Annotated in this window: 14 protein-coding genes; all 14 read right to left on the reverse strand. The window is 39.6% G+C overall.

Annotation, left to right across the window (positions count from 1 at the left end):
- Position 1: 1 nt before the first annotated feature.
- The 14 genes from fliH to sucD all read right to left on the reverse strand — a co-directional run bounded on the left by fliH (position 2) and on the right by sucD (position 14864).
- The gene (gene fliH, locus FZC76_RS01525; RefSeq protein ID WP_187441926.1) at positions 2–772 is read right to left on the reverse strand and encodes a flagellar assembly protein FliH; all 771 of its coding nucleotides are present in this window, start codon (positions 770–772) and stop codon (positions 2–4) included.
- Positions 765–1784, reverse strand: coding sequence for a flagellar motor switch protein FliG (gene fliG / locus FZC76_RS01530; protein ID WP_148986514.1), 1020 nt, complete (start codon positions 1782–1784; stop codon positions 765–767). Before fliG ends, fliH begins: the two co-directional genes overlap by 8 nt.
- 18 nt (positions 1785–1802) lie before the next feature.
- The gene (gene fliF / locus FZC76_RS01535; protein WP_148986515.1) at positions 1803–3392 is read right to left on the reverse strand and encodes a flagellar basal-body MS-ring/collar protein FliF; all 1590 of its coding nucleotides are present in this window, start codon (positions 3390–3392) and stop codon (positions 1803–1805) included.
- A gap of 140 nt (positions 3393–3532) precedes the next feature.
- Positions 3533–3799, reverse strand: coding sequence for a flagellar hook-basal body complex protein FliE (gene fliE, locus FZC76_RS01540; protein ID WP_392396809.1), 267 nt, complete (start codon positions 3797–3799; stop codon positions 3533–3535).
- A 45-nt stretch (positions 3800–3844) separates the two neighbouring features.
- The gene (gene flgC / locus FZC76_RS01545; RefSeq protein ID WP_148986517.1) at positions 3845–4297 is read right to left on the reverse strand and encodes a flagellar basal body rod protein FlgC; all 453 of its coding nucleotides are present in this window, start codon (positions 4295–4297) and stop codon (positions 3845–3847) included.
- Positions 4297–4686 (reverse strand): flagellar basal body rod protein FlgB, encoded by a 390-nt coding sequence (flgB, locus tag FZC76_RS01550; RefSeq protein ID WP_148986518.1) that lies wholly within the window; start codon positions 4684–4686, stop codon positions 4297–4299. Before flgB ends, flgC begins: the two co-directional genes overlap by 1 nt.
- A 629-nt stretch (positions 4687–5315) precedes the next feature.
- Positions 5316–6095 (reverse strand): GTP-sensing pleiotropic transcriptional regulator CodY, encoded by a 780-nt coding sequence (gene codY, locus FZC76_RS01555; protein WP_148986519.1) that lies wholly within the window; start codon positions 6093–6095, stop codon positions 5316–5318.
- 25 nt (positions 6096–6120) lie between these two features.
- A complete protein-coding gene (hslU, locus tag FZC76_RS01560) occupies positions 6121–7521 on the reverse strand; it encodes an HslU--HslV peptidase ATPase subunit (RefSeq protein ID WP_148986520.1) in 1401 nt (466 codons plus the stop codon).
- Between the two features lie 17 nt (positions 7522–7538).
- A complete protein-coding gene (gene hslV / locus FZC76_RS01565; RefSeq protein ID WP_148986521.1) occupies positions 7539–8081 on the reverse strand; it encodes an ATP-dependent protease subunit HslV in 543 nt (180 codons plus the stop codon).
- A 22-nt stretch (positions 8082–8103) separates the two neighbouring features.
- Complete coding sequence (gene xerC, locus FZC76_RS01570) at positions 8104–9012, reverse strand: tyrosine recombinase XerC (protein WP_148986522.1); 909 nt, start codon at positions 9010–9012, stop codon at positions 8104–8106.
- Positions 9013–9076: 64 nt separating this feature from the next.
- On the reverse strand, positions 9077–10381 hold the full coding sequence (gene trmFO / locus FZC76_RS01575) for an FADH(2)-oxidizing methylenetetrahydrofolate--tRNA-(uracil(54)-C(5))-methyltransferase TrmFO (RefSeq protein ID WP_148986523.1): 1305 nt from the start codon (positions 10379–10381) through the stop codon (positions 9077–9079).
- A 106-nt stretch (positions 10382–10487) separates the two neighbouring features.
- On the reverse strand, positions 10488–12566 hold the full coding sequence (gene topA, locus FZC76_RS01580) for a type I DNA topoisomerase (protein ID WP_148986524.1): 2079 nt from the start codon (positions 12564–12566) through the stop codon (positions 10488–10490).
- Positions 12567–12998: 432 nt separating this feature from the next.
- Entirely contained in the window at positions 12999–13886 is an 888-nt protein-coding gene (gene dprA / locus FZC76_RS01585; protein ID WP_148986525.1) for a DNA-processing protein DprA, read from the reverse strand.
- A 75-nt stretch (positions 13887–13961) separates the two neighbouring features.
- Complete coding sequence (gene sucD / locus FZC76_RS01590) at positions 13962–14864, reverse strand: succinate--CoA ligase subunit alpha (protein WP_148986526.1); 903 nt, start codon at positions 14862–14864, stop codon at positions 13962–13964.
- Positions 14865–14868: the final 4 nt, after the last annotated feature.

The raw sequence follows: 14868 nt of genomic DNA on the forward strand, positions 1-14868 counted from the left end.
ATTACAACTCCACTCTGACAAGTTGCAAAAGATGTTCTTTCACTTCTTTCAACTGCGTATCAATCGAAACATCAATTCGTCCTGCAGTAGAATCAATCCAGCATCCAGTTTCTTGTAAATCTGCATCAGGAAAAATTATAAGATCAAATTGACTATTAATGATATTTTGCAAAATTTGTTTATTCATTAGTAGATTTGGGTATTGGCTAGGACTTACATAAATTTTTATTTCCTCTTTTTCTTTGACTTCTTTAAGCGCAGACTGAACCAATTTCGAAAAAGTGGAAGGGTCTGAATCCAGGGAGGATCCAATAATTTTTTCTGCTACTTTTACACTAAGCATGACGATGGATTCGATGGAACTGTCAAGTTTTTCGTTGTACTGCAATTTAGCCAGCTCGATAATACGGCTGGCCTCATTAAGCCGCTCTTCATATAATGCTTGTGCCTGTTTTTCACCTGCTTGAAATCCCTGTTCATGTCCATCGTCATACGCTTTTTGCATCCAGGATTCTTTCTCTGATTCCCAAGCCTTCATTTCCTCGTCAATCGCCATTGCAGCTTTTTCTCTTTCTAAGGCTGCCTGTTCCAAAATGCCGGCTGCCTCCCGTTTTGCTTTTTCAATGGCAAGATTGATGGATTCTATACTATGACCAAGTACTGTTTCCGCTTTTGTTTCCGATTGTTTCTTGTTGAAAATAGGAGCAACTTTTATGGAAACAGATTCCGTATTTCCTTCTATTAAATAAAATGATTTTATTAACTTAGACAATGATGTCATCTCCTCCGCCACGAGCAATGACAATTTCCCCTGCTTCTTCAAGCTTTCTAATGATTCCTACGATTCTAGATTGCGATTCTTCCACATCTTTCAAGCGAACAGGACCCATGTATTCCATATCGTCTTTCATGGTTTCTACCATTCGTTTAGACATGTTTTTAAACACAATCTCTTTGACCTCTTCACTGGCAACTTTCAGAGCAAGCATCATGTCTTCATTTTCCACATCACGAATTACTCGCTGAATTGCCATGTTATCAAGCGTAACAATGTCTTCGAATACGAACATTCGTTTCTTGATTTCTTCTGCCAATTCCGGGTCTTGAATTTCCAAGGAATCCAGAATCGTTCTTTCTGTACTTCTGTCTACCTGATTTAACACTTCCACGACAGAATCAATACCACCTGTGTTTGTATAATCGCGAGTAACGGTAGTAGAAAGCTTTCTTTCAAGAATTTGCTCTACCTCATTTATAATCTCAGGAGAAGTACTGTCCATCACTGCAATTCTTTTTGCAATATCTGCCTGTAATTCTTGCGGTAACTCTGATAATATTTGACCGGATTTTGTCGGTTCCAAATAGGATAAGACAAGTGCAATCGTTTGTGGGTGTTCGTTTTGTATAAAATTTAGAATCTGGGAAGCGTCCGCTTTTCTGGCAAAGTCAAAGGGCTTAACCTGTAAGGAAGAAGTAAGCCTTGTAATAATGGCTGTTGCCTGGTCTTTACCTAAAGCTTTTTCTAAAACGGTTTTGGCGTAACTGATCCCGCCTTGAGAGATATAATCTTGAGCAAGGGCTATTTGGTGAAACTCTTCCAGAACATCTTCCTTGATGTGAGAATCGACTGTACGTACCCCGCTGATTTCAAGTGTTAATTTTTCAATTTCTTCTTCTGATAAATGCTTGTAAACGGAAGCCGAAACATCCGGACCAAGCGAGATCAATAAGATGGCCGCCTTTTGTTTATTTGAAAAGGATTTTGCCTGTGTTGCTTTTGCCATATTCGTCTCCCTCCCCTTCTATTCCGACAACCATGAACGTAATAGTTTCGCAAATTCATCCGGCTTTTCTTTGGCCATTTTTTCTAGTTGCTTTCGACGCGCTGAACTTTCCGATTCTTTTTCATTGTTAATATCCGGCACATGAATTTGGACAGTTTCTTCTTCTGTAACCATTACTTCTTCCTCTTCCTCTTTTCCATTGCGTTTGAATAGAAGGAATAATAACAAGAGGATGACAGCAAGGAGAATACCAGCTGCAACATATATCCAAGTTGGTATTGCAGATTCTGTCGTTTCTTCCATTTCCACTTTTCCATTGAACTGCTGAACAGAAACAACTATTTTTTCATCAATGTTAGCTTGTTCAGGGTCATCCCCTAACATATTTTTATCAATGGTTGTACGGACAATCGTGCTTAGTATTTGTCTAATATCTTCAATCGTATTTTCTTGCATGGATAATGGATCATCTGCTACAGGAGGCTCCACCATAACCTGGATGCCCAAGTCTCTTACTTTATAAGGGCTTTCTACAATTTCTGATCTGATTCTATTAACTTCATTATTAATTCTTTCTTCCATTCTTTCGTAATCGCCACTGCCAGTTCCTCCTCCGGCTACATATGCAGGAATATCTGCTTCTCCAGTTCCCGGTACCCCACCAGCGTTACCATCGTTACCTGTATAACTCTCAGTAATTCGTTCAACACTTACAGCAATTCCTTCCATGTTTTCAGGGTCCACTGGTGTTACAGTGTTTTCTTCCCTTGCTTCCTGAGTAAAATCTATATCCGTTGTCACTGAAACAACCACTTTGTTATAGCCCATCATCATTCCGAGCATCTGTTGTACTTGTCTTTGTATGTCTCTTTCGATTTCCTTCTTTAATTCCAGTTGTGAGGATGCATTAAAGGTACTGCCAGAATTTTGGTTATTTTTTAAATCAAAATACTCAAAGTTTTGGTTCATGATGACGATATTATCAGTAGATAAGTTAGGAATACTCTTTGATACTAGATGGTATAGCGCATTAACATTATTCTGGTCGAATTGATATCCAGGATCATTTTCAATGACGATGGATGCTGATGCCACTTGAGTCGATTCTCTTACGAATACTCCTTCTTCTGGAAGACTAAGCATGACCTGGGCATCTTTCACACCTTCAATACTTTTCACTAAATTTGCTAGCTCTGTTTGCATGGCGTCTAGCTTCATTATTCGGAACTCGTTGTCAGTCATACCAAATCCTGATCTTTCACCAAAAAAACCATAATCGATGCTTCCGCTTTTGGGAAGACCTTCTGCAGCCAATTCCACTTTCAATGAATCTACCGATTGTTGAGGAACCAAGATTGCTGTACCGTTATTGGTTATCTGTGATTGGATGCCTCTACCATCTAACACTTCTTTAATTTGCCCTGTTTCCTGTACAGTCAAATCTTTGTATAGAGGGGCCATGTCTGTCTTGTTCAAAAAGTACACCATTGCGATTATTGCAAAAAAGGATACGATAACGGTACTGACCATCGCTGTCTTTTGAGCTTTTGATCTATTCGTCCAAAAGGAAAAAGTTTTTGTCTTTATTTCTTGTAATCTCTCTTTCATTACGTCAATTCCCCCGGTTATTATCTTGCAGCAAAGTTATGCAGTAAATAACCGCATTTTTTCTATCTGTAAGATCACTGTCACTGTTGGGTGACAAAAGTTATTTATGTATCAATTTTCTTCTTATAGTTCTATCTGTCTTACACTTGCATTCTCATGATTTCCTGGTATGCTTCCACACCCTTGTTTCTCACTTCCATCGTTAGCGACATGGCTACACTAGCCTTTTGCTGGGCAATCAATACATCGTGGAGTTCTACTCCTTCATTATTGACCAGCTTTGTAGTAATTTGATTGGATGCCACTTGTGCATTGTTCACTTCATTCAAGGCATCTTTCAAATAGGTAGAAAATTGTTGATGCACATCGCCACTCGTTTTCTGAACACTATTTAGATTCTGAAACATCTGATTAGAATTTGCTATTTTAGTAATCATCTATTTAACCTCCACCTATTTACCAAGTTCCAGCGTTTTCATCATAATTCCTTTTGAAGCATTAAATACCGTTACATTGGCTTCATAAGACCTTGATGCACTCATTAGGTCTACCATTTCTTTTAGAGGATCGACATTAGGGAGCTGAACATATCCTTCTTCATTTGCATCCGGGTGCTCCGGATCGAACATAAGTCGGAAAGGAGCATCATCCTCTTTTATCCTTGTTACTTTCACGCCACTACCAAATCCATTACCTGTTCCAGAAGCTTTTTGCAGATAGGATTGGAAACTGTTTTCCTTTGGTGCTGTTTCCACCAACTTCCTTCTGTAAGGTTCCCATTGCCCATTGCGATATTCGCCTCGTGTTGAATCCACATTTGCCATATTAGAGGATATAACATCCATTCTGAGTCTCTGGGCTGTCAGGGCGGAGGCAGAGATATTCATGCTTTTAAACATTGCCATTACGCTCTCCCTCCTTTAATGACGTTCTGAAGCGATTGAAACTTCCCGCTCATTTGATCAATTAAGGTGTAATAATATATTTGATTTTCAGCCAAGTCTGACATTTCTTTATCTATGTCGACATTATTGCCGTTATGTGAGTAGGAATACGATGTATTATCCATTCTAAATGCTAGATTTGAACTGCCCGAAAATTCTCTATGTCTGTTATCAGTCTTATTTGCCTCTAGTGCTTTTTGGTAAGTTTCTCCAAAGGTGGGCTTTATTTCTTTACGTTTAAAATTTGGTGTATCAACATTTGCGATATTATGTGATATAGCTTTATGCTTTGCACCTGAATACTGTATACCTTTTTCCAATGCTTGGATTGATGTCGAAAAAATCTTCATTAGTACCCCCATAAATAAATCTTTTGTTGCGAATTATATATATTTGTCGAAATATGTATGTATGCTTTTATTGTAAATTAAGGTAACCAATATGTCTATGTGTCAATTGTTAAAAAAAATCGTCAATTTGGCTCATTTTCTTGCTTGGGCACAAAGACCTATTACTATTTCAGGATAGAAAAATCATTAATAACTTATTCGCCGCTGTTCCTTTTCGCAAATGGCTTCGCTTTCCCGCGGGACGATGCTTGAGCCTCCTCACTTCGTTGCGGGGTCTCAACCAACCGTTACTCCCCCGCTGGAGTCTCCGCCATTTGCTCCAATCCACAGCTAAAAATTACGTAAACGATACGTTAATGCTTATTCAGTTACCTCGGTTAGACGGCTTTTCATAAATCCATTAATGAATGAGATCACCTTATTGATTGGAGTGGAAGGCGCGTAGATCTTGCGGGAGGAAGGTACAGGTGAGACCCCTGATGCGGTGTGAAGAGACTTACGGACCGCCCGCAGCCAAGCGAAGCGCCTGGAACGGAACTCACCAGTCTAATATATTTTTTCACCTAAAAAAAAGGGTCTGACTCTTCTGCAAGTTGCAGAAGAGTCAGACCCTTTTACTTTGTTAAAAATTAATGTGATTTAAGTTTGGAAAGTTCCATTAGGAACTTGTCGTTTAGGACTTTAATGTAAGTACCTTTCATTCCTAGGGAACGGGATTCAATTACACCAGCACTTTCTAATTTTCTTAGTGCGTTAACGATAACAGAACGAGTGATTCCCACACGGTCCGCAATTTTACTTGCTACAAGAAGACCTTCTTTTCCATCAAGCTCTTCAAAGATATGCTCAATTGCTTCAAGCTCGCTGTAAGAAAGAGAGCTGATTGCCATTTGAACAACGGCTTTGCTTCTTGCTTCTTCTTCAATTTCTTCTGCTTTCTCACGCAGAATTTCCATACCTACAACGGTCGCACCATATTCCGCCAAGATTAAATCATCATCAGAGAATGGCTCTTGAAGACGTGCAAGGATAAGAGTACCTAAACGCTCTCCTCCACCGATAATTGGAACGATTGTCGTTAAACCTGATTTGAACAATTCCTTGTTCTCTACAGGGAAAGCTGTATATTCACTTTCCACATCCAAGTTTGAAGATGTTTCAGAGATATTGAATAAGTTTTTTGTATACTCTTCAGGGAATTGACGATCTTCAAGCATCTTGATCATACGCTCGTTCTCAATCTGTTGGTTAATGGAATAGCCTAATAGTTTTCCACGTCGGGATAATACGAAAACATTTGCTTCAATAACATTGCAAAGAGTTTCCGACATTTCCTTAAAGTTAACTGGTTTACCAGCCGCTCTTTGCAGCATAGCATTAATGGTTCTTGTTTTTTGTAATAATGGCATGTTTATTTCCTCCTAAAAATCTGCTCTATAAGATAAATTGGCTTAAATCTTTATTTTTTACGATATTACCTAGTTTTTCATCCACATATTTCGGTGTGATGACGATTTTCTCTAGATTGATATCTGGCGCTTCAAATGACAGGTCCTCCAACAACTTCTCTAGAATCGTATGAAGTCGGCGGGCACCGATATTATCAGTATCTTGGTTAACTTGAAACGCTACTTCAGCTAGTTTACGAATAGCATCGTCAGAAAATTCGACTTTTATACCTTCCGTTTCCAATAATGCCGTATATTGTTTAAGTAAAGCATTATCCGGCTCCACTAAAATTCTTACAAAATCATCTATGGATAGTTTGGTCAATTCCACACGAATTGGAAAGCGACCTTGCAATTCCGGAATGAGGTCAGAGGGCTTTGCGATATGGAATGCACCAGCTGAAATAAATAAAACATGATCTGTCTTTACTTGACCGTATTTTGTTACAACAGTTGACCCTTCCACAATAGGAAGAATATCACGTTGTACTCCTTCCCGCGATACATCCGCAGAAGAACCACTGTTCTTTTTCGCGATTTTATCTATTTCATCAATGAATATAATTCCACTTTGTTCCGCTCTGTTCACAGCTTCTTGAGTCACTTCATCCATATCAATAAGCTTTTGCGCTTCTTCATGCGCAAGTACCGGTCTTGCCTCACGGACTGTAAGCTTTCTTTTCTTCTTTTTCTTCGGCATTAGATTGCTTAGGGCATCCTGCATGTTCATGCCCATTTGTTCCATACCCGAGCCTTGTAACATATCAAACATAGATCCTTGCTGTTCTTCCACTTCCACTGTCACATAGTGGTCCTCTAGTTCACCTAGAGCAAGTTGATGGGCCATTCTTCTTCTTTGGTCTTTAATAGATACTTCTTCTTGCTTCTCCTGCTCATCCGTTTCATTGGGGTTTGCATTTCCCCCAAAAAACATCTCAAGCGGATTTTTATATGACGCGCTTTTTTGTTTGCCTGGAACCAATAGTTCCACCAATCGCTTGTTTGCATTTTCCAAGGCTTTTTCTTTCACACTCGCCATCTTTTCTTCTTTTACAAGACGGACGGATGTTTCCACCAAATCGCGTACCATCGATTCAACATCACGGCCCACATAGCCTACTTCTGTGAACTTCGTTGCTTCTACTTTGATGAATGGAGCACCAACAAGCTTTGCAATTCTGCGGGCTATTTCGGTCTTTCCGACACCAGTCGGTCCGATCATTAAAATGTTCTTAGGAACTACTTCATCACGAAGGCTGCCTTTAAGGAGGCTCCTTCTATACCTGTTTCTAAGAGCAACCGCAACCGCTTTTTTCGCATTAGTCTGACCTACAATATATTGATCGAGCATATCTACTATTTGCCTAGGGGTCAATTTTGTACTCATATCTACAACCGCCTTTTCTATAGTTCTTCTACAATGATATTGTCATTCGTGTACACGCAAATTTCTCCTGCTGTTTCCAAGGAGGCTTTGGCTATCTCACGTGCTGTCATATGATCACCTGCATACCTTTTTAAAGCACGCCCTGCAGAAAGTGCATAATTTCCACCTGAACCAATGGCAAGTATCCCGTCGTCAGGTTCAATAACTTCACCAGTGCCGGAAACTAACAACATGCTGGACTCATCCATTACAATCAACATCGCTTCCAATTTCCTCAACACTTTATCACTTCGCCATTCTTTGGCAAGCTCAACTGCTGAACGCTGGATATTGCCGTTGTATTCCTCCAGCTTCGCCTCGAACATTTCAAACAAGGTAAATGCATCTGCCACAGATCCTGCAAAACCAGCTAGAATCCTTCCGTTAAAAAGCTTGCGCACTTTTCGTGCTGTATGCTTCATAACAACTGCGTTTCCAAATGTAACCTGACCGTCACCAGACATTGCGCTTTGTCCTTTATGTTGGACCGCAAATATCGTAGTAGCATGAAATGATGACATGAAATGATCCTCCAATCGTTCCTCATGCACGAGGATGAAATTGATTATACGTCTTTTGTAAATGTTCTTTCGTCACATGTGTATAAATCTGGGTGGATGATAAACTGGCATGTCCGAGCAATTCTTGCACTACCCTAAGGTCTGCCCCTTCATTTAACATATGCGTGGCAAACGTATGCCGAAGCATATGTGGGCTAATATGTAAGGTTGAACATGCCTGTTGTACCATGTCATTAAGTATTAGCCTTACACCACGGGGAGTTAGAGGACCTCCACGGAAATTTAAAAAAAGATGCTTAGTGGAATTCGACGTTTTTTGCTTTTCAAGCAGTGATTTGCGTCCTTCTTCCAAATAGGTCTTCAATGCATCTTGAGCAAAACTTCCAAACGGGATATAACGCTGTTTGTTCCCTTTTCCAGTGACTAAGATGGTACCGACCTGAAAGTCAATATCATGAACTTGAATGTGACAACATTCACTAATACGGATGCCAGTAGCATAGAGCAATTCTAACAGAGCTTGATTCCTCTGACCTAGCGGTGTTGCCAGATCTGATACAGCAAACAACTTATCCAGTTCTTCACTGTAGAGGAACTGCGGAAGTCGCTTTTCCTGTTTTGGCAAGGAAACACTGCTAAACGGGTTTTGCTCCACTTTTTCTTCTCGGAGAAGAAACTTATAGAAGCTGCGTAAGCTTGATGTTTTTCTTGCAACCGATTTTCGTGCGTACTTTTTTTGATGGAGCTTGGTTAAATACATTCTTGCTTCTGTATGAGTGACTTCATTGATGCTTGAAATGGCTTCCTCTTTCATAAAATCAAAAAAATCTTCAATATCCTTTTGATAAAATACAATAGTATATTTTGAGTAATTTTTTTCAATTTGTAAATATTCTAGAAAAGAAATTAATGGAACTTTAACATTTTGCATACTTATCACCTCACAAGGGCTACTAAATATTATCACAATTTAGTAGCCCTTGCAATTAATTTGATTAATTTTTTACAAAATTCTGAATTGTTTCCAACGCTCTCCTAGCATGAGCTTCATTGCGCTCTTGCTTATTTTTGATTTTCTTCGGAAGCTCAGGAAATAGCCCAAAATTAGCATTCATTGGTTGGAAGTTTTTCGCATTTGTAGAAGTGATATAGTGTGCCATACTTCCAATCGCAGTTTCTTTAGGGAACACCAATGGTTCCTCTCCAAGAACAAGGCGAGCTGCATTCATCCCCGCTATTAAGCCTGATGCTGCCGATTCTACATACCCTTCCACTCCTGTCATTTGACCGGCAAAGAAGAGATCTTCTCTTTCTTTAAATTGATAGGTTGGTTTCAACAGGTTAGGAGAATTAATAAAAGTATTGCGGTGCATAACACCGTATCGAACAATCTCCGCATTTTCCAAACCAGGAATTAGACGGATTACTTCTTTTTGAGGACCCCATTTTAAATGTGTCTGAAAACCAACAATATTATACAAAGTGCCTGCCGCATCATCTTGACGAAGTTGCACAACGGCATATGGACGTTTATCCGTTTTGGGATCTTCTAAACCAACTGGTTTTAAAGGTCCAAAAAGCATAGTCTTCTTTCCGCGATTTGCCATCACTTCAATCGGCATACATCCTTCGAAGAAAATTTCCTTTTCGAATTCTTTCAACGGAACAGTTTCTGCTTCCACTAGAGCATCATAAAAACGATTAAATTGCTCTTCTGTCATCGGACAATTCAAATAGGCAGCTTCCCCCTTATCATAACGGGATTTTAGATAAACAATGTCCATGTTGATGCTATCTTTTTCGATAATTGGAGCTGCTGCATCATAGAAATATAGATATTCTTCACCAGTTAAGGAACGAAGCTGGTCTGATAGGGCTTTGGACGTAAGAGGCCCTGTTGAAATGATGGTTGGTCCATCAGGAATTTGTTCCATTTCTTCATTAAATACAGTTACATTAGGGTGTTCTTTTACTCTTTCGGTAACTTTAGCAGCAAATTCATGCCTGTCCACAGCCAAGGCACCGCCTGCTGGAACCGCACAGTCATCTGCTGAACGAATGATGACAGAGTCAAGCATTCTCATCTCTTCTTTTAACACCCCTACTGCATTTGTCAAGTTGTTGGCGCGTAGGGAATTGGAGCAAACAAGCTCTGCGAATTTATCTGTGTGATGGGCAGGTGTTTGTTTGACTGGACGCATTTCATAAAGATGAACTTGTATCCCTCTATTTGCAAGCTGCCATGCTGCTTCACTGCCGGCAAGACCAGCTCCAATTACATTAACTACTGTGTTTGTCATAACTGATACCTCCAAAATTTATTGCTACATCTACTAATTTTTTTTCAAAGGAAAAAGGGCTGACCCAACCACTCAAGTGTCAGTCCCTTATTTGCTATCATATAGCTTATCCTTGTGGTTCTTCTTTATAATCGCACTCTACGCACTGTACCTGTACACCTTTTTTAAGCTTTTTCTCGACCAGTAAGGATTCACACTTTGGACACTTTCTGGCAATAGGTTTATCCCATGATAGGAATTCACAGGTAGGGTATTGGTCGCAGCCATAGAAAATTCGTTTCTTTTTACTTTTTCTTTCGACGATATTCCCTTTTTCACATTTAGGACAAGGAACTCCAATCTCTTTTACGATAGGTTTTGTATTACGGCAGTCTGGAAAATTGGAACACGCCATGAATTTTCCATATCTACCCATTTTAAAGACCATTTCGTGACCGCAAAGTTCACAATCCTCACCTGCAGGCTCATCTTTAATTTCAATTTCCTGCATTTCCGCTTCCGCTTTTTCTAACCGCTTGGCGAACTCATGATAGAATCCATCAATAATGTTTACCCAGTTAACTTTCCCATCTTCGACATTATCGAGATTCGTTTCCAAATCTGCAGTAAACTCCACATTAATGATTTCCGGGAAGAACTCCAAAATCAATTGGATGACAATCTCTCCAAGCTCAGTAGGAACAAATCGTTTATTATCAAGTGCAACATAGCCCCTTTTCTGGATTGTATCTAGTGTAGGTGCATACGTTGAAGGTCTTCCTATCCCAAGCTCTTCTAATGTACGTACAAGCCTAGCCTCCGTATATCTAGGTGGAGGTTGTGTAAAGTGTTGTTTTTGATCGATATCTTTGGAAAAGACTGTGTCTCCTTTCTTTAAAGGAGGCAATAGATTTTCTTTTTCTTCTTGTTGATCGTCATTACCTTCTACATATACTTTCATGAAACCGGGAAACTTGACCGTAGATCCGGTCGCACGGAACAGCACATCATTTTGGGTCAAGTCCACACTGACTGTATCCAAGATTGCTGGTGCCATCTGACTTGCAACAAAGCGCTCCCAAATCAGTTTATATAAGCGGAATTGATCTCGTGATAAGTACTCTTTGATGGACTGTGGGTCCTTTATGGTAGATGTTGGACGTATCGCTTCATGGGCATCCTGCGCGTTGCTCTTTTTTGTTTCTTTTCTTTCTTCAGTAGAAACAAATTGTTTGCCGTACGTCTTTTCGATATATTCCACCGCTTCTTTTTTAGCGGTTTCTGAAATACGTGTTGAATCGGTACGCATGTAAGTGATAAGACCGACCGTACCTTGTTTTCCAAGTTCAATGCCCTCATAGAGCTGCTGAGCCATCATCATGGTTTTCTTTGCACGGAAGTTAAGTTTACGGGCTGCCTCCTGTTGCAGTGAAGATGTGATGAAAGGAAGCGCTGGATTACGTTTACGCTCCTTTTTGGTTACGCTCTTGATTTCAAAAGAGTTGCCCTCTAGCCTTCCGAGAATCTCATTAACATCCTCTTCAGATTTCAACTCTGTTTTCTTTCCATCTACTCCATAGAAGCTTGCTTCAAATTCTTTTGATTTTCCGGTAAGGAAGCTGCTTTTTATGGACCAGTACTCTTCTGGTTCAAAGGCATTTATCTCTTGCTCTCGTTCAATGACTAAACGTACAGCAACGGATTGAACACGTCCAGCACTTAATCCCTTTTTCACTTTCTTCCATAATAAAGGGCTAATATTATATCCTACAAGTCTATCCAAAATCCTTCTTGCCTGCTGGGCGTCGACTACATCAAGATTAATCGGTCTTGGATGTTTGAATGATTCTTTAATTGCGTCTTTTGTAATCTCATTAAAAACGACCCGACAATCAGATGTGATATCAATATCGAGGCTATGGGCAAGATGCCATGCGATAGCTTCCCCTTCACGATCCGGGTCAGCCGCGAGGAAAATTTTCTTCGCTTTTTTGGCAGCTGTTTTTAATTCCTTCAAGACGGGACCTTTCCCTCTGATGGTAATATATTTCGGCTCAAATTCATGATCGACATTAACACCCATCTGACTTTTAGGCAAATCTCTTACATGCCCCATGGAGGCTTTCACTTTATATTTTTTTCCTAAATATCTTTCTATTGTTTTCGCTTTTGCTGGTGATTCCACAATCACTAAGTAATCTGCCATTCAATAATCCTCCTCAAGAGGGTAAATTCTTAGAAAAAACAATAAGATGATGCGTTTTCTCAAAGTTTTTAGCTTCTATTTTCATTTTAGTTTTATCTATTATTATAAATCTTCACCATTATTAAATATTATGTAACCGTTTGTCAAACAGAGTATTTCAATATTTTATGTATTTTCCTAGTTTTATCCTCATTAAACATTCCGGTTACCCTTATGTATTATATGTAGACACAGAATCTTCTTTATATACTAGTCCCCGCAAACTTTTCTAATTAGAGAAGGCGTTCTTATAATGAGAAAAGGGTACAATTTTTAATATCATTGTACCCTCTAATAATATAGACATATATTGATTTGTAAAGTAAAAAACAAAAATTCTCTCAAAAATAGTTATTTTTCTGTCACTTAATTGTAATCTCTGTCCTTATTTTTTCATTTTACCATTTCAGTGCTAGTCAATTCTTCTAAAATATCAAGATGACAAATCACAAGTTTTGCTCCCTGTTGAATGAGGGTATTTGTTCCTTTGGATGTTTCTGAAAGGATCGACCCTGGAACAGCAAACACCTCTCTCCCTTGTTCCATTGCTTGATCTGCCGTAATGAGGGAGCCGCTTTTCTCTTTCGCTTCAATAATGATTACCCCTTCACTTAAACCGCTGATAATTCGATTCCTTTGTGGGAAGTTCCATCTTGTTGGAGTTGTGTATGGAGGATATTCTGAGAGGAGTAGATGTTGGGAGGCGATTTTTTCTCCAAAAGATTGATGTTCTTTGGGATAAATATGAAACAACCCACTACCTAAGACAGCGATGGTATTTCCTCCTCTTTCCATTGCTAACCGATGAGCACAAATGTCCACCCCTTTTGCCAATCCGCTTACGATTGTAAAGTTTTCTTTTAATAGCGGAGGAATCAACTTGTTTAGAGAGTGACTGCCGTATGAAGACATCAATCTAGCACCGACTATCCCTAGCATTCTGGTTTTTAATAGTTGTTGATTACCTTTAGTATAAAGGACTACTGGAGGATCATAGATTTCTTTTAATAAGGCTGGATAGTCATCATCCCGAATAGTCAGAGAGTGAATGCCATGTTCTTTATAAATAGAAAGAAGCTGTGTGACATTATTGTTGTGGATGTAATGGTAGATGGAATGTGCTTGCTTTTGTGTGATGGTAAAATAGGAAGTAATCTCAGAAGGTTTCATAGTGTATAGAAGGTCAAGTGTGGGATCTTTCAATATTAGATTGTGGAATGTTTTCAAGGAGAGTCCTGGACAATGATGCAGGGTTATCATTCTTCTTTTCTCTATTTGCATATAAGCAATACACCTCTTTCATTTATCATGGAAATGGGGATAGCCTAACTCGACTATCCCTTATCCATCATTATATTAATGTGTTTTACATTTGTCGTAAATGCCTTGCTCTTTGATCACTTTGATAAGTGTTTCACCCATAACAGATGGAGTATCAGCAACTTCGATGCCGCACTCGTTCATCACACGGATCTTCTCATCGGCAGTACCTTTACCACCTGAGATAATTGCTCCTGCGTGACCCATACGCTTACCAGGAGGTGCAGTACGCCCACCGATGAAGCCTACAACAGGTTTTGTCATGTTCTCTTTTACCCAAAGAGCTGCTTCTTCTTCAGCTGTTCCGCCGATTTCACCGATCATGATAACTGCATACGTATCTTCATCTTCATTGAATGCTTTTAATACATCAATGAAATCCGTACCGTTAACAGGGTCTCCACCGATACCTACTGCTGTAGATTGACCAATACCCTCTTGAGATAATTGATGAACCGCTTCGTACGTTAATGTACCAGAACGGGAAACAACCCCAACGTGGCCTTTTGTGTGGATATAACCAGGCATGATTCCGATCTTGCACTCACCAGGAGTGATAACGCCAGGGCAGTTAGGACCAACAAGACGAGTCTTTTTCCCTTCCATATAACGCTTCACTTTTACCATATCAAGTACAGGAATATGCTCAGTAATACAAATAGCCAAGTCAAGATCTGCATCTACCGCTTCCATGATTGCATCTGCAGCAAATGGAGCCGGTACATAAATAACGGATGCATTTGCACCAGTAGCCTTGACAGCTTCTTCTACTGTATTGAATACAGGTACACCTTCAACCTCAGTGCCACCCTTACCTGGTGTTACACCACCAACGATTTGTGTACCATACTCAAGCATTTGTTTTGTATGGAACAACGCTGTAGAACCAGTAATACCTTGTACGATTACTTTTGTATCTTTATTAATGAATACACTCATGAAT

This window comes from Sutcliffiella horikoshii (assembly GCF_008180725.1).
GTDB classification, from domain to species: domain Bacteria; phylum Bacillota; class Bacilli; order Bacillales; family Bacillaceae_I; genus Sutcliffiella_A; species Sutcliffiella_A horikoshii_B.